Here is a 20,216-nt window from a genome sequence, read left to right on the forward strand (position 1 = left end):
TAATACATAATGCAGCTAAAATCGCACAAATCACTGAAATTGCAGTTAATAAAAGCTATTCTGCTAGAAATACTGGCTTTAGAACTTGATATTTCTGCAGAAAGGCTTGAGTCGAACAAAACTTTATATTCTTACGGGTTAGATTCCTTAAGAGTGGCTAAAATTATTGGTGAGATAGACAGCAATTTTCAAGTTAAGCTTTCTTTTGAAACTTTTGAGGAATTAAACACTGTTGAATCATTGGCAAAATTTATCTCAAAGGAGCTAGCAAGAGATATTCAGCCAGATTCAGAGTTAGTGCCTACTGGTGAAAGAACTTCTTCAAATGTTACTCAAGGTGTTTCTCGTACAACTGTTGTTGCTGATAGCCAAGTTTCCCCGAATAAAACTACCAAGGATACTGGAAATTTTTGGGAGCAAATTAATAAATTCCTAAAATCGGCTGGGCAAAAACCGTTGAACCAAGTTAGTTCCACCAAGAATGCACCAAAAATTGTTGGTATTGCTAGTAACTTTCCTGTTGAATATTTTGAGCAAAGAGATTTGACAAGTATATTTCTTGATAATCTCTTATCAGAAAACATAGATGTAGATCCAGAAGAAGTGAATCGTTTCTTTACCAATGTTACTCTCAAAGGTCGGCATTTTGCCCTATCACCTCTTAATGATTTAGAAAATAAGGAAGCACTAAGGGAAGGGATCGAAGCAGCAGTAGATTTGGCAGAAAATGCGATCGATAACTTGTTGCAATCTAAAGGTCTTAAACCTGAAGATATTTCTATGGTAGTTGAATCAAGTATATTACCAGCTACACCCTCCATATTTTCGAGGGTTATGAGTCGGTCTTCTTTCTCTAGTAATATCAAACGAATGTCTTTATATGGCGTTGGTTGTATGAATGGAGTTCATGGTCTATCAAAAATCAATGATTATCTTGAGGGGCATCCAACTGAAGCTGTAATTTTAATATCGGTAGAATTAGCTTCAGTACTTTGGCAGGGAAGTTTTCGGCAAGATCTACATCAATATTTAGCCAAATATTCCGAACATCCCGAACAGTATAGTTCATCGATCAAAATGACTCTTGTCACGGCAGCACTTTTCGGAGATGGTGCTGTAGCTCTTTTAATTGTCGGTTCTAAGCATCCCTTATACAAAAAATCTCTGGGAACAATTCAACCACAAATAATTGATACTAGAAGTAATTTAATTCCCAATACCAGCGATCTAATTGGTGTTGATATTTTGCTGAAAAATAGCTCCTTTAGAGCTATTGTCAAACCAGAAGTTCCAGATCTATTGCCTGACGCGATCGCTCAAACCATAGAACCTTTACTTGAGAAGAATAATCTGTCTCTCAAAGATATATCTCACTGGATTTTGCATCCTGGTGGTCCTAAAATTGTGCGGGCGATTGAAGAGAAATTTAACTTGAGTGAAGAGGCACTTTCACTATCATGGTTGACTTTGTTTGAAAAAGGGAATTTATCTTCAGCCCATGTTCTTTATATCCTTGAGCAGCTTTTATCGTCTTCTTGTCCACCTAATAGCGGTGAATTTGGACTCATGATAGCTATGGGACCAGGACTATCTCAAGAGGCTATTCTCCTAAAATTTTAATTACTAATCATGAATGCTACTCAAATAGGCTTTTTCAGTATAGTTGCTACGATTGTTATACAAAGAATTTTGGCAATGTGTCTTGGTAAAAAAAATGCCAAGTATCTGTATTCAGTTGGCGGTATAAAGAAAAGTGATAATTTAGTCAAATATGTCAGAGTCACGCAGATTTCTTGGTTATTAGCCGCTACTATTGAAGTCTATCTGACCGATCGTCGGGTTATCTATCCTTTAGCAATAACCGCAATCGGAGTAACGATAGCTAGCCAGATAATACGTATGCTTTCTGCGAAAGAACTTGGCTATTTCTGGACTCATCCTATAATTATCAAGAGCGATCGCTCAATAGTAAATACAGGAATCTACAGTTACATTAGACATCCAGCATGGTTGGCGATGGGTCTAGAAATTACTTTCGTACCGTTGATTCATAATGCCTATCTAACTGCCTTTGTTTTTACCGCGATTAATTTCTTTTTGAGCAGTAAGCGTATTGCAACAGAAGAAAAAATCTTGAGCGAAACAACAAACTACTCTATCTTATTGGGAAATACTCCTCGCTTTATTCCTCGATTTTCTCAATCCAAAACAAAAAATATTAACTGCTGCGATAAGCCTAACGGCATGGCTTCGAGACCGATAGGGAATCCTTTAGGGCAACGTGCATTAGTTATAGGTGCTGGTGCTGCGGGTTTGGCTGCAATGGACTCTTTGCAAAAAGCTGGTATTCTTTTTGATGCAGTCGAAAAATATAGTGAAATCGGTGGACTATGGAACTACAACAAGTCAGATAGTCCAGTTTCCCAAAATACTCATGCAATTGGTCATAAATCAATGCAAATGTATTCTGGATTATCTATGCCAGAGGATTATCCAGCTTACCCCAGTAATCAACAAATTCTTGACTATTTAATCGACTATGCGAAAAATAGGAAATTATATGAGCATATTCAATTTGGTATCTCGGTTGATAACCTTGAGAGGTTAGAGCAAGCTTGGCGTGTGACCCTGAGTAATCAAGAAGTGCGTACTTACAGGTGGGTTTTGATCGCATCGGGGCAACATAACGATCCTCATATTCCGCAATTTGAGGGAGAATTTACTGGAGAAATTATTCATTCTAGTAAATATAAACAACCCGAACAGCTTCTCGGGAAAAAAGTTTTAGTTGTTGGTGCTGGACAGTCAGCTATGGATATTTTGGAAGATTCGGCAACAACAGCCCAAAAAACAATACATAGTAGCCGTAGCAGCTTTTATATTGGTAATAAATTTATCTTTGGTTTTCCCGCTGAGAAAATTGCCAATTTTCCCATCATTAAAAGCATTCCCACTCAATTGATATTTAAGACATTAGCTTATGTATCTCCAATATTATTGCTGCTTCAGGGAATTAACCTGAGTAAACTAAATATTCCTCAGAATGACTTTAAAAATAGGGCTATCAAGCCAGTATTCAACCAAACAATCTACCAATATTATCTCCAGGGTGATTTAATTCATAAACCAAAAATTCAAACTCTCAAAGATAATTGGGTCATATTTGAGGATGGGTCTGCTGAAGAAATAGACTTTATTGTATGTGCTACGGGATTTAATGTAAGTTTTCCCTTTATAGAGAAAAAGTTTTTAAATTGGAGATCGGGAAAAAAGTTTCCCAGTTTATATCTCCACTGCTTTCATCCTAATTATGACAATCTTTTTGTTATAGGCATGATTCAGCCAATTGGTACGCATTGGCAGGTATTTGAAGCTCAAAGTCGCTTAGTTGCCAGCTACATTCAATCAAAGATTCAAAATGTACCTTTTTGTAAGATTGATCGACTAAAGCAAAATTTTGATTCAAATATTAAAGGTAAAAAGCTTAGTAACGAGTCTTTATTAGTTGATAAAAGATTGTACATTAAGCAAATTCAAAAATTAATTGCCTAACTACACAAAGCTTGGCAGGTAAATATTCTGTAAATTTTTGACGCGCAAAATTTAGCTTATTTGAGTATGAACGTGAATATAAAACCAGTTGATATTGCTTATGTTCGATATCAGCATCCCGATTTAGATTTGGCAGTAGAATTTCTCCAAGACTTTGGTTTTACGGTGACTCAAAAGTGCGGTCGCAAAATCTATTTAAGGGGAGAAAATTCTTCACCATATCTATATGTAGTAGAAAAAGGTGAATCACCAAGATTTATTGGTTTTGGATTAGAAGTACTGAATATCAACAGTCTTAAAGCGATCGCCAATTTAGAACAAGCTTCTCAGGTATATGAACTTGACGCACCAGGAGGAGGATATGCTGTAACGCTTAACGATCCCAATAATTTTAAAATTGATTTAGTTTGCGGAATTCAGAAAAGTGAGAGGACTGACCTTGAAGTCAACCCCTTACTGTTCAACAGTCCCACAGAGAAGAAACGTTTAAATAAACCCCAAAAGCTCAGGCAGCAACCAGCGAAAATAATGCGTTTGGGTCATATAGCTCTAGATGTCTTAGATTTAGCTCGAAGTCATGAATGGTATACAAATTTGTTGGGAATGCTAACTAGCGACCGAGTTTACTATGGACATCCTAGTTATCCTATAGCAGCTTTTTTGCGCTGTAATAATGGCAAGAATTTTGTAGATCATCATACTATTGCCATCAGCCAAAGTCAAAGTGCCATAATTCACCACGTTGGCTGTGAAGTACGAGATTTTGATGATCTACAAATTGGACATCAATGGTTGAAAAACAAACAATACAAGCACGTTTGGGGTGTAGGTCGCCACCTACTAGGCAGTCAAATATTCGACTACTGGCAAGACCCTTTCGGCAGTTTAATTGAACATTTTAGCGATGGAGATGTATTCGATGCAGATTTTCCAACTACCACACATCCTGGAAGCCTGGATATTTTATTTCAATGGGGTGGCCCTGTACCGCAAACATTTTTGGGGTAGCAATTTTAAAACATAGCTGTAGCCATAGAATTTTAAGACTTTGAAGTACTGAAAGACATAAATTATTTACACTCTTGACATAGAAATTAAAGATGAAAAACAAAAAAGTACCAGAAAAAAGAATTATATTAGGCGTTTTCTCTGCTGCACTATTTACTATAATCGGCATCCCATCGGTTATAGCTAGTGAAATTAGCCCGACAGTTAAAACGTTGTGTCGTAAGTTTCCTTTGAACTCAAAATGCCAAAGTTCGTTAACTCAAGCCTCAGCAATTGAACTTAATTTAGAGGCAAAAGTTGAGTCATTTAAAGACGAAAGTCTTTGCCGAAAATTTCCCCTAAATTCTCGTTGTGATGCTGTTCGAGGAAGTCAATCCCAAGAAACATTACACGCAATTAACCGAGAAAGCTTTTGTGGCAAGTTCCCCTTTAATTCCCAATGTCAAGAATCTGTAATTAAAGTATTCGAGCTTAATTTAAACCGTTCGGGAGAAGAAGACGAATGGGTTCGGATCGAACAGCAAGATAATAAAGTAAAGCTATTACACACTACTCAAGTCAAGAATGCTCTGGTTTCACAAGTGTTGAATAGTGGGTTGGAATTAATCCCTATTCCTATTCCACTGCCTCTTCCAGAACTGAATAAATATAGCTGGGATGACCATAGCACGATGCAAGTCGCTTTTAAAAGCGATCGCTGTAGAAGTAAAAACTGCATTATTTTAGGGAAAGATACTTTAGTTCTTCCCCAAGGCGTTGATGTATATGGTGGAGAATTTACTATTGATTATCGTGAAGAAGGTCTTGAGCGATCGGTGTCATTTAGAGTCCCTCCCAAAGTCAAAGCAAAGACTGAAGAGATGATAACGGTGAGATTCAATAATTAAGCAAAAATCTAGCCTTTATCAAAGCATGAAAATAAATCAACAGATTCATATCCCAAAATTATTGATAGTGGCAATAATTTTTCTGGGGTCTAGTATTGTTATTACTCAAGGATTGCTCCCCAGTGAAACAAAAGAGCAAGTAAATTCTGAAGTAGACAATCAACAGTTTGATTCTCAATCTGATTTTGATGTTCGTGGGGCAGCAGGTGCGAGAGTAAAAGAACAAAAGACAGAAAAAATTTCTGTTGAAACTGTAGGCAGCAACATTAAAGCAAATATCTTGCCTGTTGAAACTACTACTTTAAAATTAGTTAATTCTTATTCAAGGCATCAAACCTATACGGGGGAGGTAGTTCCATCGAGAACAAGTGAAATTGGTTTTGAAAATGGGGGGAAACTAGTTCGGATCTTAATTGAGGAAGGCGATCGCGTTTCTCTCAATACTCCTCTAGCTCAATTGGATACAGCAAATTTAGAAGCACAGCGTCAGGGATTAACTGCTCAAAAAAATGAAGCCCAAGCTAGGCTAGCTGAACTTAACAATGGCGCGACAAGTGAGGAGATAAACTCAGCCCAAGCTCAAGTCAGAGATCTAGAGCAACAGCTCGAACTAGAAAATATTAGAGCTAAACGTCGTGAATATCTATATTCTGAAGGTGCTGTTAATCGTGAAGAACTAGAAGAAATAACTTTCAACAGTAAAGCTCTTGCCGAACGATTGGCGAATGCGACCAGTAACTTGAAGCAACTGCAAAATGGATCTCGCATAGAGCAAGTAAATGCAGGGCAAGCAGTTGTCGATCGCCTGAGTGCCGAAATCAAAAATTTGGACATCACTATTGCCAACAGTACTTTACGTTCTCCCTTTGAAGGTATAGTTTCGGCTCGTAATTTTGATGAAGGTTCAGTAGTTAGCCCAGGTCAAGCAGTATTGAGACTAGTGGAAAACGAGGGGCTAAAAGTAAAAGTTGGTGTCTCGATTGAAGCAGCTCATCAACTACGAGTGGGAAGCTCCCAAACGCTTACTATAGGGCAGAAAGAGTACAAAGCCAAGATCGCCTCAATTTTGCCAGAGGTAAATGCTTCTACTCGCAATCTTACTGTAGTTCTGAAATTAACTTCAGCAGAAATTGGGCAAGTATCGCCCAAGCAGATTGCTAGACTCGATCTTATTCAAAAAAGCGAAGGGGAAGGGTATTGGTTGCCTGTTACTGCTTTAGTTAAAGGAGATAAAGGATTATGGTCTTGTTTTGCTTTAGATAAGAGCCAAGAAGACTTGAAGGTTGAGCGAAGATTGGTCGAACTAATAGAAACTCAAAATGAGCGAGTATTGGTTCGGGGGACACTTCAACCTGGAGATGAAATTATTACCGAAGGTACTCATCGTCTAGTTCCAGGTCAAGTAGTTAATGTTGCAACTGAGGGATAAATAAGTATGCTGACTTTGCTATATCGCAACAGTCGTTTATTGGCTTTAACAGTTATTTTAATTTTGGTTTGGGGCATTTCTTCTTATTTAGCTTTACCCAGATTGGAAGATCCAGAATTAGTATCTCGTAACGCTGTAATCAAAACCTTTATTGGAGGTGCGGATGCAAAAAGAGTAGAGGCATTAATTACCAATAAAATAGAAGAAAAACTAACAGAAATAGAGGAGATCGATAATTATCAATCGACCTCTAGTGCGGGAAGTTCGATTATTAGTGTTGAGCTAGAGGATAGTACTGAGAAAGAAGAAGTTGAAAAAGTTTGGGCGCAGGTACTTAATAAAATCGACCAAGTTAAGCCAGAGTTGCCTTCTGAGGCGAGCGAACCAGAACTAGAAAAAATTAAAGTAAAAGCCTTTGCCCTAATAACCTCAATAATTTGGCAGCAGGATAATGACCCAAACTATAGTATTCTTAATCGTCAAGCAGAAGTACTAAAAGAACGATTATCCAATATTTCAGGAACGGAAGAAGTAGAGCTTTTTGGTTTACAGCCTGAAGAGGTCTTGGTAGAACTAAATCAAGGAGCGATCGCCCTTTATAACCTTTCTGTTAGCGATATCTCTCATCAGATTGAGCAGAGTGATTCAAAAGTGTCAGCAGGTAGAATTAGCTCTAATCAGAGTAATTTGGCTATTGAGGTAGCTGGAGAACTAGATACAGTAGATCGAGTCAAAAATATTCCTTTAATTTCTAGCGATGGAGCGAAACTGATTCGTCTTCAAGATGTAGCAACGGTAACAAAAGGGGTTGTTGCTCCTGCTAATGAACTATCGGTAATTAGCGATCGTCCTGGAGTAACTTTAGCAGTTCATGTAGATCCAGAAGCAAGGTTAAATGTGTGGATCGAAGATGCTAATAAAATACTGGATGAGTATGGCGACCAATTGCCCCAGGGAATCAAGTTAAAGACAATAATCGATCAAAGTAATTATGTTTCCGAGAGAATTAACAATCTTATTTTAAATCTGCTATTTGGCGGAGCTTTAGTCTTTATTGTCACGACTGTCATGATGGGTTGGCGATCGGCAACCATTGTCGGAATTTGTTTGCCGTTATGTATTTTGATGGTCTTTGGTTGGATGAACGTAATGTCTATTCCTTTACATCAAATGTCAATTACGGGACTAATTGTGGCTTTGGGAATTTTAATCGATAATGCGATCGTCATGGTTGATGAGGTCAATGAGCGTTTGCGTCGTGGCTTAAAGCCAATCGGTGCTATTAAAAGCAGTATTTCCTACCTATTTGTGCCTCTGTTTAGTTCGACAATTACCACCGTTCTGGCTTTTCTACCTATCGCTTTGTTGCCTGGACCAACAGGAGAATTTGTCAGTACCATTGCTATAAGCGTTATTCTAGCGGTATGTTCGTCATTTTTGTTAGCAATGTTAGTTATGCCCACTTTAACTGTAAAGCTATACAAACAGGAGACGATCTATCAGCAATATTGGTGGCAGACAGGTATATCTTTACCATCTTTAACTCGTTGGTATAAAAAAACAATTAAGTGGTCTACTGCTAGACCAGTATTGGGTATTTGTTTGGCTTTATTCTTACCATTGATGGGATTCTTGAACGTAGGTAGCCTAAGACAACAATTTTTCCCTGCTGCCGATCGCGATCAATTGCAGATCCAGTTAGAGTTACCAGCAGCTACTGCAATTGCTCAAACTCAAGAAATTACCAAAAAAGTCCGTAAAAGCTTGTTGAAGTTTGAAAATATTAGAGATGTTCACTGGTTTATTGGTAGAAGTGTACCAAGATTCTATTACAACATAGCAGGCGATCGCGAACAAGAATCAAATTATGCCCAAGCCATTGTTCAATTAGATTCATTTGCTACTAGTAATTTAGCTAAAGATATACAAGCTCTACTAGATCGTTCTTTCCCTACGGCACGTATTCTAGTTAGACAGTTAGAACAAGGACCACCTTTTGATGCCCCAGTCGAAATGAGAATTTATGGCTCTAACTTAAATCAATTAAAACGATTGGGTGAAAAAGCACGAAATATCTTACTAGAAGTCGATAATATAACCCATACCCGTGCTAGTTTGGCTGAGGTAATACCCCAAATTAAAATAGAGCTAGATGAAGAGGAAGTAGTATTAGCTGGTTTAGATCGCAGAGCAATTGCTTCTCAGATTCAATCAAATTTCACAGGAGCAACTGGAGGATCGATCTTAGAAGCAAATCAAGAGTTACCAGTTCGAGTTAGACTGAGTGATTCGCAACGCGCTTCAAATATCAATTCTCTCAATTTACTACCCAACTTTAATCGAAGCGACGGTGAAATGACAGACATTTCTCTATCATCTTTAGGTCGTACTAGCCTCAAGCCAGAGTTAGCTCAAATTACACGCTACAACGGAAAGAGAGTTAATGTAGTCCAAGGTTTCTTAACTCCTGGAATTCTTCCAGAAGAAGCACTGAGCAATTTTGAGGAGAAATTGAAAGAGGCTAATTGGCAACTCCCAGGTGGCTATAGTTTTGAATTTGGTGGTGAAGAAGAAGAAAAAGAAGATGCTTTAAGCGGATTAGTTTCCACTATAGGTGTTCTGGTAATAATGATGATAGCTACTTTGGTATTATCTTTAAATTCTTTTCGTTTGGCTGCCGTTATTGGGGTGGTTGCGATCGCATCTTTTGGGCTGGGACTATTTTCTATTTGGCTATTTGACTATCCATTTGGATTTAATCCTATTGTTGGTACGGTTGGCTTGATTGGAGTAGCTATTAATGATTCAATTGTGGTGCTATCTGCTATTGGGCAACATTCCGAGGCAAAAAAAGGTAATAAAAAAGCTATTAGAGAAGTAGTTTTGAAATCAACCCGTCATGTAGTTACTACTACTCTGACTACTGCTGTTGGCTTTGTTCCACTATTACTAGTTGGCGGAGAATTCTGGCCACCCTTAGCAGTTGCGATCGCAGGAGGAGTTATCGGAGCAACCTTTTTGGCACTGTACCTGATCCCCGCAGCTTATTTGGTAGTCATTCCAGGCAAAGGAAAGAGGTTAGCCTATCTTCCTTGTGCAGAGCCTTTGGAGACTTCATAGATTACCTCTAACAAATTCTAGCTTCAGATTGAAAGCAAAAGCAGCGACAAGAATTGTAAATGCCCCTGTTATCAAAAAAGGAGTGCTGTAACTTTGGCTGACAAGAACCCCAGAAATCACAGGACCGATCGCGCTGGATATGCTGAAGTAAGATGAGTTAATGCTCAAAATTTCTCCTTGGTCTTGATTATCAGAATTGAGTGATAAAACTGTATCAATCAAAGGCATAGGGAAAGAATTTACCAAACCGAATGCAATGAGAATAATCACAAACCCCTGATAAGTTGGAAAAACGGGTAACAGCAAAAATGTTATTCCTCTTATGAAGAGAGAAACGCCAATGATATCAATCAGATTAAATCTCTTTCTCAATGGTTCGAGGGCAAATATCTGGGAAATAAAACCTAAGATACCTACCGAAGCAAATACAATGGCTAAACCTTTCGCATCTTGGTTCAGAACGTTGAGGAAAAATGGCTGGAAAGCAAAGGTAAAAATAGTAAAGCTAAGACCACTAAAAAAAGTCAAAATAAAAAGTTTTCCTATTCTGGGTTTACTGAGTGAGAAGACAACTTTGCCAAAAGTAAAATCTGACCAATCTAGTTGGAATTTTTGGCGTTGGAAATTAGTTTCAGGCAGAAAAAGTATAGTTAGCACTGTAGCAAATGCTGCGATCGCAGCACTGATCATAAAACTCATCCCCAAAGATGAAATCCCAGATAAGGTAGGTAACTGCTGCGCCAGATAACTTAATATTGGACCAATAACAAACCCCAATCTAAAAGTAGCTCCAAAGATACCAAAAGCCTTTGCACGTTGCTCTGGAGTAGTTATATCACTAATGACAGCACTAGCAACTGAGTTATTTCCTCCAGTTAAGCCATCTAATATACGGGATAAATATAATAGCCAAGCTACTCCTGCCATACTTGCAAGCAGATTAGCTATCACTGTACCCATCAAGCTAAAAACTAAAATATACTTACGTCCCAGGAGATCTGAAAGTTTTCCCAGAATTGGTGTACCAAAAAATTGAGACAGGGCAAAGGAGCTAATAAGTAAACTAGCCTGAAAGTCACTTAAAGCAAACTGTTTCGCATAAGGATAGATTAAAGGAATAATAATAGTAAAGCTTATTGAGTTAATCAAACCAATAAAGACTATTAACCAAAAAACTACAGGTAATCCAGAAGCAGGATTTACTTTACGTTGTTTACGGACAATATTCTCTTGTTCTGTGGATAAATAACCAGCAGAACTATTTTGAACTAGATTATTAATACTATCTGCTTGAACCAAAGCATATCCCTGGTGTACTGCTCGGATTACGGAAGCCAAATCTTCGCCAATATTATTCTTGAGAATATATCCTTTTGCTCCTAATTTGACGGTGTAGAGAGCAGTTTCAGGATTTTTGACATTGGTTAAGATAATTACTTTTGTTTTAGAAAAATGCTTATTAATTTCCTCAATAGCTTTAATTCCACCCATAACAGGCATGACCAAATCCATAATCACTACATCTGGTTTTTCTAAATTATTTTTCATTAGTTCTAATGCTTCAGATCCATTTGAAGCAAAGCCTAATAAAGTAATGTCTTTTTCTGTAAATAAAGATTTTTTAAGAATTTCCCAAACTAATTTGGAGTCATCAACAATTAATACTTTTACTTTAGTCATTTATATGTATTTTTATTCTTTGTTCGCCAAAGAGAAATTTATGTGAAAAAATTGCATTTAAAATAAGGAATGCTTATACTGAAGTGCCTAATTTAAGCTTTTAAATTGTATTGAATTTCTGTTAAATGTATTTGTGCGATCAACGGAAAAAGTATTAATATTCAATACTTTTTTAATTAAAATGACAATGTTGTCATAATACTTTTATTAGAAAAGGAAAAGTTTGCTTAAACATCTATAAAAAATAAGCTCAAATTAAAAGTTAATTTAAACCTTTTAAGTAAAACTATTAATATGGAATGAATGCTAAAAGGTCTGTATTTTATTAAGAAAATTGCTACTTTCTGTTTTGGGTTTACTGTTTTTGTAGTAGTTACATCAAGTTCTTCGTCAGCACAAGAAAAAGATTATTATTCAACATTAAATTTATTAATTACAGTAGATAAGTTAGAAATAACTGGAAATACTGTATTTAGCGATTTTGAATTAATTGATATAATTACACCCCTAGAAGATAATGAAGTCACACTAGATAGATTAATACAAGTAAGACGAGAAATTACTAACTACTATACGAAAAAAGGATATATAGCCACTGGTGCATTTATTCCTCCTCAAAATCTAAGTGATGGCAAAATTAAGATCGTAGTTATTGAAGGAAAGTTATCTGAAATAGTTTTCAAACAAGATAATATTGTTAACAAAAAATATATCATAAATCGCCTACCAGATAATGGCAAAGTATTAAACTATAACTCTTTAATAGCTTCCCTTAGTAGCTTACAAAAAAGCCGATTCATTGAAAATATTAAAGGAGAAACTACTTTTGTAGAAGTAGGTAAAATAAAGTTATTACTAGACATTAAAGAAAATCCTAGAATAACTAAAGAATTTAATTTGAGTAACACCTTCTCTTCTAGTATAGGTGAATTTGGGGGACAAGCTAAATTTCAGTTTAATGCTTTAGGAATTGGTGATTTATTAGAAACAAGTATTACTCGAACTCAAGGATTAGAGCAATTTACAGCTTTATATTCTCTGCCATTGAATCAATATGAGACTCAGTTAACACTGAAGTATATTACTGCTTCTAGTAATTTAGTTCTGGATGAGCTAGAGGAACTAGATATTAACGGAGAATTTACTTCTTATTCTCTAGAGTTAAATCAGCCAATTTCACTTGATATAAATCAGCAATTGGATATAAAAATTGGCTTTAATGTTGAAAGGAGTGAATCATTTATTCTAGATGATTTTTCTTTTTCTTTTGTTGATGGGTTTAATAATGGTATTAATAGAACTTCTGAATTATCATTTACTCAGCAATTTAGCAAAAAAGGGTTAAATAAATCATTTGTATTATTGTCTATATTTAATATTGGAGTCAATATTTTTGAGCCGACAATTACAGAGCAAGGAAGAGATTCGCTGTATTGGAACTGGCAATTTCAATCTCAAGGAATTGTTCGGTTAAGCTCAACATTTAACTGGATATCAGACTTTAAATTGCAGTTATCTCCCGATCAGCTTCTTCCAAGTAAGCAGTTCAGTTTGGGTGGAGTATCAAGTGTTCGAGGATATAATCGAAACTTATTTTTAGGTAATAATGGTATATCTATTGCCAACGAGATACAAACATCGATATATAAAACTTCAAACTCAGACTTTAGAATTATTGGCTTTATAGATAGTGGAAGAGTATGGAGTAGTTCAGCAGGTAATGCGATAAATCAAAATCTACTTTCATCTGGTTTTGGTTTGCAATATTTAAGTAATAAACTATTTAATATTAGATTAGATTATGCTTTTCCTCTGACTAATACAGATAATTTAGGTTCAGAATCATCCACTTCTAACCTTACTTTTTCAGTCCAGCTTTCTCAATAAATCTTCGGCAAGGAAATCATAAATATAGTGCCAGTCATTGAATTACTCTCTAAAGTTAGTTTTCCTTTTCGACAATTTATAATCTGAGAAACTAAATGTAAACCCATTCCATCCCCACGTCCCTCTTTAAAAGATACAAAAGGAAAAAATATCTTTTGTTGAAGTTCTTCTGGAATTCCCATGCCATTATCCTCTACTATGAGCTTAATATTTTTTGGAGTGTTAATAGTTTTTAATTTTATTTTAGGCTCAAAGCTTTTAGATTGATTTAATTCAGGATTAATTGCATATACAGCATTAGAAATGAGATTTTCAACTATAATCAACCAATCATCAATATGAACTTTTTGAGCTATGACTAATTCGTCATAGTTTGGCTCAATTGAGTAAGTATAATCTATACGCTGCTCGGATATAAATTGATTAATAAATTCATTTATTTTAAAGTTTAGGTCATGTACCTCTATATTATGAATAAAACTTGAATAAGTATAATTTAGAAAGTTCGCTGTGCGTTCTTGATAGCGATTAATTCTTATTATTCCTGCATCAATAGCTTGGTTTCTCGTAGTAATTGAGTCAATATTTTGTCTGAGTAAATTATCTAAAAACTCAATTTCGCTATTTTCAAAAAGAGATAAATTATCGTTTATTTTGCTTGCGATCGCCTTATTATTACGATGAATTCCCCTATTTGCCGAGGCAATTTGACGAGAAACCCCCCTAATATTATGTTTAAAGTCTTTCATCAATAACTTTAGGTAATGAAAATCTCGTTTTTCTTTCTGAGATTGACTAAATGTATTGAAACATATCCAACTCAATATGATGCCGATGATACTGGGGGTGATACTAATCCAAATTCCAAAGTTTTGAAAGCTAACTAGGCAAATAATGCAAAGTACTGCAATATATAAAATTCCATAAATAAAGGTTCTTAATCTAAGTTGACTAAGAGAGCCATTACTATTGAAGAAATCTTCGCACTTTTTGGCAATACTAAACATTGGAAGAATAAGTAGAGCATATTCGACCCATAAAGGAGCAGGATGTATCAAATTGCGATCGTCAAGGGCAGCACTGATTATAGAGCTTGAAACTTGTGCAACTATTTCCACTCCATTCATTAACTCTTCTCGCGTGGAAAACCGATCTAATGGTGTGCGATGAGTATCTCCATTATAGCTAGTTACATTACCTATAATTACTAAGCGATCGCTAAATAAGTTATCGAGATTTTTTGATTCTTTAAGAATTTCTGCTACTGAAATAGATTGAAAATTATCATCTAGCTTAGTCTTCCGCCAGTTAAGCAGAAATTTCCACTGAGAATCATCTTTCACAAATTTACTTGCACTTAGTTTTGTAGGAAATTTTCCTAAAACTATTGATTTATTATCTTTGTGGATATTTAATCCATCGATAATATTGTCTGCCAACCAGCCATCTTTAGCGAGGTATTGGTATGCCAAAGCGACTCCAATGTAAGGTATTTCCGTAGGATTTCCGTCTACGTCAATATTAGGAAAAGTATACGCCTTACGAACTCTAACATCAAGGTCTTGATATAGATCTGAAGCTGCCACACGACCATTTTTGGCAAGAACTGGTGTTGGTTCGATCTTGGGAAAGACAATTTTCTGAATTCCAATAATATTGGAATTATTCATAAACGTTCGGCTAAGAGAATTATAGGCTTGAATATTTGCTTCGCGATCGAGCTTAAATGATGGGACTGGAATGTCTCTATATAAATCCAATCCTAGAGTAATAGGATTATGTCTTAGAACTTTATTGAGTAAAAGATTAAGAGTGTTATCTGAAATAATAGATTCTTGCAGTGTATTAATGCTGTTTTCATCCCATTCAATTAAAGTAATTCTTCGATCGATAGGCTCTTGTTGCTGTATATAAAAAAGAAGGTCGTAATTAGCTAGCTCTATATTATGTATCATTCCAAATTGATGAATGGTAATAATAGAAAAGCTAAGATACATCGCCAGAAAAATAAATGGCTTTGCAAACTTCTTGGGGAGATTTTTGATTTTTTTGTTAAGGTTAAATATCCTTTTCAACTTTTAAATGCTTGAAAAATATGTTGTGACCTAAAAAAGTATTTACTTCTTGTTCTGGAGTATCCTGTACAACTAAATCAATTGTCTCGTACCAAAGACCATTTGCATTGTATATTTCTATTTTCTCAAGATTTGAAGTTGCATTGCTAAGTTTTGTAGCAATACTAGGAGCAATATTTACTCTTTCAATTCCTGCATTTAAAACTGTTTGATAATACTGTGGAGTATTTTTACAAGGAATTGCAATATACCACAAGTATACATTATTACTTTTTAGCTTTATATCCAGCGGTAAAGAAATTTTTTTGATTCCTGGTTCTTCAATCTTAATTCTTTTTTCCACTAAAGGTTGGGGAGTTGCTGGATCTATTAAGGTAAAAGCAACTGAGACAGATTCGTTAGCGCGAAAATATAAATATAATGAAGGGTTTTCAGAAATAGTTTGATGAGCTACTGAAAGGTTGGGTACAAGTAGCTCAATTCCATTGGCGGACGTTATTGATGGAATACATTTGGAACGAGATCCAGTGCCAATAGTTCGGCGTTGACTGACCTTAGTTGCCTTTTTAGATACTTTGAAGTTTCCAATCAAATTAGCTAAAGCAGTATCAGAAACAAAAAAAAAGTAGTTGAATACTAATATGCTTGTAAGTGCTTTCAACAAATTTTTGTGTATGATTATCAAAATATTTTAACCGTAAGGAGAGTAACCAGTATTAAGTTAATAGTTAATAATTTATAAGTCTCAATAGCTAGAATAAATGATACCTTAATAAAGCTCATAGTAAAGCTATCTGAGTTAAACTTTCATAATTGAAAATGGCAAGGCAAAATAACTGTTTAATATCATCTATTTTTATTTTTGTTACTGTTATATTCAGCTTGTTTTCATCTATCTCCGTTAATGCGATAGAGCGCGAAAAAGCTGATATTCACGAACGTGTAAATAAATTAGAAAAAGCAGGAAAATTTAGCCAAGTAATTCAAATATGGCAAGAACAAGCAGAGATATATAGAAATGAAAATAATTCAAATAAAGAAGCAGAAGTTTTATTTGCAATAGCTGAAGTATATAACAAAGTTGGTAATTTTGATCTTGCAATTGGTAAGCTAAACTACATCATTGATCTAAATATAAAAAAACCAAAGTTAAACGCTTTAGTTTTGGAAGAAATTGGTAATTCTTTTCAGGGGAAAGGTAAATATAAACAAGCAGTTTCTGCATATCAAAAAAGCCTAAGACTTAATAATTCATTATCCTGTTTAAATAATTTGGTTAAGACCTGGATAGTATTTATCGATAAGACTATGGTAGAACTGGAGGGAGTAAAGGAAAAAGAATACTTAGAATCTGATATATCACAGTATAACGATAGGTTACTGGAATACAATAGGGAAAAAAGATTATTTACCAATGCAGCTTCGAGATACAAGCTTGAGAAAAAAGTAGATATTTTGAAAAAATTAGCTTTAGAAAGAGCAAACGAAGCTGTAAAAATTAGAGTAGTTAATAATTCGTTGTCAGAAGTATATGCTCTGATTAATTGGCACAAATTAACCTCCCAATCTATTTCAAAAGCTCAATTATTTCATGCTCGTAAAATACTTGAGTCTGAGTTACCTTCTAGAGCCTTAGTTTTTTCCTTGATTAACTGGAGTAAAGTAGATATTGATAATAATATTTACTGGCTCAAAAAAGCAGAGGAGGTAGTTAGTTTAATCCAAGATCCAGTGGCTCAATCTCATGTAGCGCAGGAATTAGGACAATATTACTATGATAACGATCGGTTTGAAGCTGCATTACAGTACACGCAACAATCACAGTTAATTGCCCAATCCTATTTTTTGTTTGAGAACTTATATCGAGCGCAATGGCTAGCAGGAAAAGCTTATTTGAGGCTCAATCAGCGTAGTGACAGCCTAACTGCATATAAAAATGCGATCGCAGCTTTGGATACGGTAAATCAAAATATTACGTCCTGGGATTCTGTCCAAAAAGCAAAGTATAGGCTAGATACTAAGCCTCTTTATCATGAGTTAATCGATCTTTTACTAGGGCAGGAACGGGTAAGTAAGCAGGATATAAAGCAGGCTATATTCGTGGCTGATAAATTAAGATTTTCAGAGCTTCAGAATTATTTTGGTGATGACTGTTTTGAAGTTCGTAGCTTAGATTCTACCCAAGCTATTTTAGAAAAAGAAAAAAATGAGACGTTACTCTATTCGATAGTGCTAGATGATAAATCCTATGTAATCCTTAAATTACCTGACGGATCGTTTCACTTGAATAAGCTGGATATACCTAAGTCTGAAATTCAAAAGCTAGCTGTAGCATGGCGTAAAAATTTGACTGCTGGAAATACCAATAAATTTCAAATACAAGGTCGAGAATTATACGATTTACTAATTAGTCCTTTTGAGCAAAAGCTGGAATTATCAGAATTTGAGGTGCTAATTTTTATTCATGATGGTATTCTACGTAATCTTCCAATGGCAGCATTATATGATGGCGATCGCTATTTAGCCCAAAAGTGGGCAAGTGTTTCTTCTTTGGGTTTAAATATTGCAACAGAAAATCTCCCTTCATCTAATACTCAAGCTCTAATATTTGGATTGTCCCGCCCGAATCAGCCAGGATGGACAGATTTAGAAATGGTCGATCGTGAAGTTAATCTTGTTCATCAACTTATTGGAGGACAAAAATATCTTGATGATGATTTTACCGTTAGTAACCTAACCAATCGGCTGGATAAAAAATTCTATTCGGTAGTTCATTTGGCTACTCACGGCTACTTTGCGGGAAATGTAAAAGATTCTTTTCTGCTTGCCTATGATGGTCAAATATCAATTACAGATCTAGAAAAGATTTTGCAAAACCAAACAGCGATCGATTTACTAGTGCTGAGTGCTTGTGAAACCGCAATAACTAGCGATAGTTCATTACTAGGACTAGCTGGTGTTGCAGCTAGAAATGGTGTTAAATCTATTCTAGGAAGTCTTTGGCTGGTACAAGATGATTTGCAAAGTGAAATCATGGGAGACTTTTATACTTACCTAGCTAATTCTGATAATAATAAGGCTATTGCTCTACAAAAAGTTCAGCAGAAAATGATATCTCAATATGCCCATCCTCAAAATTGGGCTGCACTTAATTTAATCGGGGACTACCGATAATCAATTTTCTAATACGAGTCATTAAAGGCTAAAGTCATTATCGCTAGACTCGTCGAACTGCAAACGTGCTGCTCCCAAATATATCCCTTGAGATTTTTCTCCATCGGGATAAGCAGTAACGCCAAACAAATATGTACCACCAAAATCAGGATTGCGTTTCGGTTTAAGACCAACCGTAAAGGTAGTGCCAGCAGATATAGGTTTGGCAAAAGTTATCGTCACGGTTTCGGTTTCTTCATCAAAAGTAGCATTGGAGATCGCTATCTCTTCAGTTCTGTTTCTCGCTGTTCCTACTGCTGCAATCGTTTTATCGAGTTTATAATTAATATTATCTCCTCCTTGACGCAGATTTATAGTTATCTTTTGTACTGATTCTTTTGCTGCTTCAGGCAAAAAGAAGGTGAAATAATATTTAGCACCTCTTGCTCTAGTCGCTCTAAACGTAGTTATGGCATCGAGTAATTTAGGAGGATTAGCAAATGCCACTGTACCATCAGCTAGTTGAACCGCTTGAGTCGCTGGAATACTTGTCCCCCATAGACCTGCGCCCACTGCTATAAGAATTCCTAGTTGTTGGAAAGTCGATGTAATTTTGTTCATTGTGTTCTTTCTCTATTTATTAGTTTGAAATTGAATTGGAATACCGATTAATATCGGTTTCGACAGTATTTTGAAATTTCCGAACTACTTAAATCACCTAAATTTAGTGGTTTTAGTGGTTTATGATTACAACGATAGGCAACTATTAATCCAGAAATTTGAGGTAAAGTTTTCACAACGATACCCAAACTAATAACGACCATTGAAGCGATCGCTATTTTTTTGATTGATTTAGCATTAGCAGATTTTCTAGTTGAATTTAGCTTGGAATTGAGAATAAAAGAAGCTTTTGCATAAGATTCTGAAGTATTAACCGAGCTAGAGTTTTCTTCGATCTCGGCTAGTTGTTTCAGCAGCCATCGTTGAGTAAATACTGCTTTATATATAGGATTGGCAAATTTTAGCTTGCCAATTTTTTTTACTATTAGTCCAGAGCTTCTTAAGAGCAAATCTTCTGGAGAATTTATACTCGATAAAACTTTTTGCTGTAATATTTCCTGTAATCTAAGTAAAACTGCTTGTCGCTGTTTTCCTTCTCCCAAGGATTGCTCTATTTGCTTAAAATGGGATGCTGCTAGTTGATTTTGCCAGTCTCGAATGAGATAAGAATATACAAGTTGCTCGACAAATATCTTCTCTTGTCCAGGAGGTACTTTTCGTCGAGACTTAAGAACAAGCAGACAAATTTTATCGGTTAGCCAAGACTGAAATTCAGTCCAATACATAATTTCTTTGGCTATTGCACCAGGACGGCTTAAATTAGGTATTTTTTTGGCTTCAAAAACAAATTTGCCGATATCCATA

13 protein-coding genes are annotated in these 20,216 nt (G+C 35.6%); 8 read left to right on the forward strand and 5 right to left on the reverse strand.

Going from position 1 to position 20,216, the window contains the following annotated elements; translation table 11 throughout:
* The first annotated feature begins 9 nt into the window (after positions 1 to 9).
* From I4641_RS02560 to I4641_RS02585, 6 genes are all read left to right on the forward strand, one after another.
* Entirely contained in the window at positions 10 to 1,620 is a 1,611-nt protein-coding gene (locus tag I4641_RS02560) for a phosphopantetheine-binding protein (protein ID WP_229638861.1), read from the forward strand.
* Between the two features lie 9 nt (positions 1,621 to 1,629).
* On the forward strand, positions 1,630 to 3,552 hold the full coding sequence (locus tag I4641_RS02565; RefSeq protein ID WP_229638862.1) for an NAD(P)-binding domain-containing protein: 1,923 nt from the start codon (positions 1,630 to 1,632) through the stop codon (positions 3,550 to 3,552).
* A gap of 72 nt (positions 3,553 to 3,624) precedes the next feature.
* A complete protein-coding gene (locus tag I4641_RS24080; RefSeq protein ID WP_229638863.1) occupies positions 3,625 to 4,560 on the forward strand; it encodes a VOC family protein in 936 nt (311 codons plus the stop codon).
* Between the two features lie 92 nt (positions 4,561 to 4,652).
* Positions 4,653 to 5,447: a hypothetical protein gene (locus tag I4641_RS02575; RefSeq protein WP_229638864.1), complete on the forward strand. Its 795-nt coding sequence runs from the start codon at positions 4,653 to 4,655 to the stop codon at positions 5,445 to 5,447.
* A 67-nt stretch (positions 5,448 to 5,514) separates the two neighbouring features.
* The gene (locus tag I4641_RS02580) at positions 5,515 to 6,876 is read left to right on the forward strand and encodes an efflux RND transporter periplasmic adaptor subunit (protein ID WP_229638865.1); all 1,362 of its coding nucleotides are present in this window, start codon (positions 5,515 to 5,517) and stop codon (positions 6,874 to 6,876) included.
* A gap of 6 nt (positions 6,877 to 6,882) precedes the next feature.
* A complete protein-coding gene (locus I4641_RS02585; RefSeq protein WP_229638866.1) occupies positions 6,883 to 9,996 on the forward strand; it encodes an efflux RND transporter permease subunit in 3,114 nt (1,037 codons plus the stop codon).
* On the opposite strand, the gene I4641_RS02590 is transcribed toward I4641_RS02585, so the two are convergent.
* Complete coding sequence (locus I4641_RS02590; RefSeq protein ID WP_229638867.1) at positions 9,991 to 11,676, reverse strand: MFS transporter; 1,686 nt, start codon at positions 11,674 to 11,676, stop codon at positions 9,991 to 9,993. The two genes, I4641_RS02585 and I4641_RS02590, sit on opposite strands and share 6 nt — an antisense overlap.
* Positions 11,677 to 11,979: 303 nt before the next feature.
* On the opposite strand from I4641_RS02590, the gene I4641_RS02595 reads away from it, so the two are divergent.
* Positions 11,980 to 13,563 carry a ShlB/FhaC/HecB family hemolysin secretion/activation protein gene (locus tag I4641_RS02595; protein ID WP_229638868.1) on the forward strand — a complete coding sequence of 528 codons (1,584 nt, stop codon included), beginning with the start codon at positions 11,980 to 11,982 and terminating at the stop codon, positions 13,561 to 13,563.
* Here the strand turns inward: I4641_RS02595 and I4641_RS02600 are convergent.
* Together I4641_RS02600 and I4641_RS02605 are read right to left on the reverse strand one after the other, a co-directional pair.
* Positions 13,557 to 15,560, reverse strand: coding sequence for a CHASE2 domain-containing protein (locus I4641_RS02600; protein WP_263858100.1), 2,004 nt, complete (start codon positions 15,558 to 15,560; stop codon positions 13,557 to 13,559). The two genes, I4641_RS02595 and I4641_RS02600, sit on opposite strands and share 7 nt — an antisense overlap.
* A 61-nt stretch (positions 15,561 to 15,621) precedes the next feature.
* Positions 15,622 to 16,302, reverse strand: coding sequence for a DUF928 domain-containing protein (locus tag I4641_RS02605; protein ID WP_229638870.1), 681 nt, complete (start codon positions 16,300 to 16,302; stop codon positions 15,622 to 15,624).
* Between the two features lie 218 nt (positions 16,303 to 16,520).
* On the opposite strand from I4641_RS02605, the gene I4641_RS02610 reads away from it, so the two are divergent.
* On the forward strand, positions 16,521 to 18,812 hold the full coding sequence (locus tag I4641_RS02610) for a CHAT domain-containing protein (RefSeq protein ID WP_229638871.1): 2,292 nt from the start codon (positions 16,521 to 16,523) through the stop codon (positions 18,810 to 18,812).
* Positions 18,813 to 18,833: 21 nt separating this feature from the next.
* On the opposite strand, the gene I4641_RS02615 is transcribed toward I4641_RS02610, so the two are convergent.
* Together I4641_RS02615 and I4641_RS02620 are read right to left on the reverse strand one after the other, a co-directional pair.
* Complete coding sequence (locus I4641_RS02615) at positions 18,834 to 19,412, reverse strand: DUF2808 domain-containing protein (RefSeq protein ID WP_229638872.1); 579 nt, start codon at positions 19,410 to 19,412, stop codon at positions 18,834 to 18,836.
* A gap of 47 nt (positions 19,413 to 19,459) precedes the next feature.
* Complete coding sequence (locus I4641_RS02620) at positions 19,460 to 20,215, reverse strand: hypothetical protein (protein ID WP_229638873.1); 756 nt, start codon at positions 20,213 to 20,215, stop codon at positions 19,460 to 19,462.
* Position 20,216: the final 1 nt, after the last annotated feature.

Origin of the sequence: Waterburya agarophytonicola KI4 (assembly GCF_020640915.1) — a bacterium.
In the GTDB taxonomy this organism is placed as follows: domain Bacteria; phylum Cyanobacteriota; class Cyanobacteriia; order Cyanobacteriales; family Xenococcaceae; genus Waterburya; species Waterburya agarophytonicola.

Coding starts and splice junctions, on each gene's coding strand:
- I4641_RS02560 (WP_229638861.1), top strand. CDS start 10: ATGCAGCTAAAATCGCACAAATCACTGAAATTGCAGTTAATAAAAGCT.
- I4641_RS02565 (WP_229638862.1), top strand. CDS start 1,630: ATGAATGCTACTCAAATAGGCTTTTTCAGTATAGTTGCTACGATTGTT.
- I4641_RS02575 (WP_229638864.1), top strand. CDS start 4,653: ATGAAAAACAAAAAAGTACCAGAAAAAAGAATTATATTAGGCGTTTTC.
- I4641_RS02585 (WP_229638866.1), top strand. CDS start 6,883: ATGCTGACTTTGCTATATCGCAACAGTCGTTTATTGGCTTTAACAGTT.
- I4641_RS02590 (WP_229638867.1), bottom strand. CDS start 11,676: ATGACTAAAGTAAAAGTATTAATTGTTGATGACTCCAAATTAGTTTGG.
- I4641_RS02595 (WP_229638868.1), top strand. CDS start 11,980: ATGCTAAAAGGTCTGTATTTTATTAAGAAAATTGCTACTTTCTGTTTT.
- I4641_RS02600 (WP_263858100.1), bottom strand. CDS start 15,560: ATGTATCTTAGCTTTTCTATTATTACCATTCATCAATTTGGAATGATA.
- I4641_RS02615 (WP_229638872.1), bottom strand. CDS start 19,412: ATGAACAAAATTACATCGACTTTCCAACAACTAGGAATTCTTATAGCA.
- I4641_RS02620 (WP_229638873.1), bottom strand. CDS start 20,215: ATGGATATCGGCAAATTTGTTTTTGAAGCCAAAAAAATACCTAATTTA.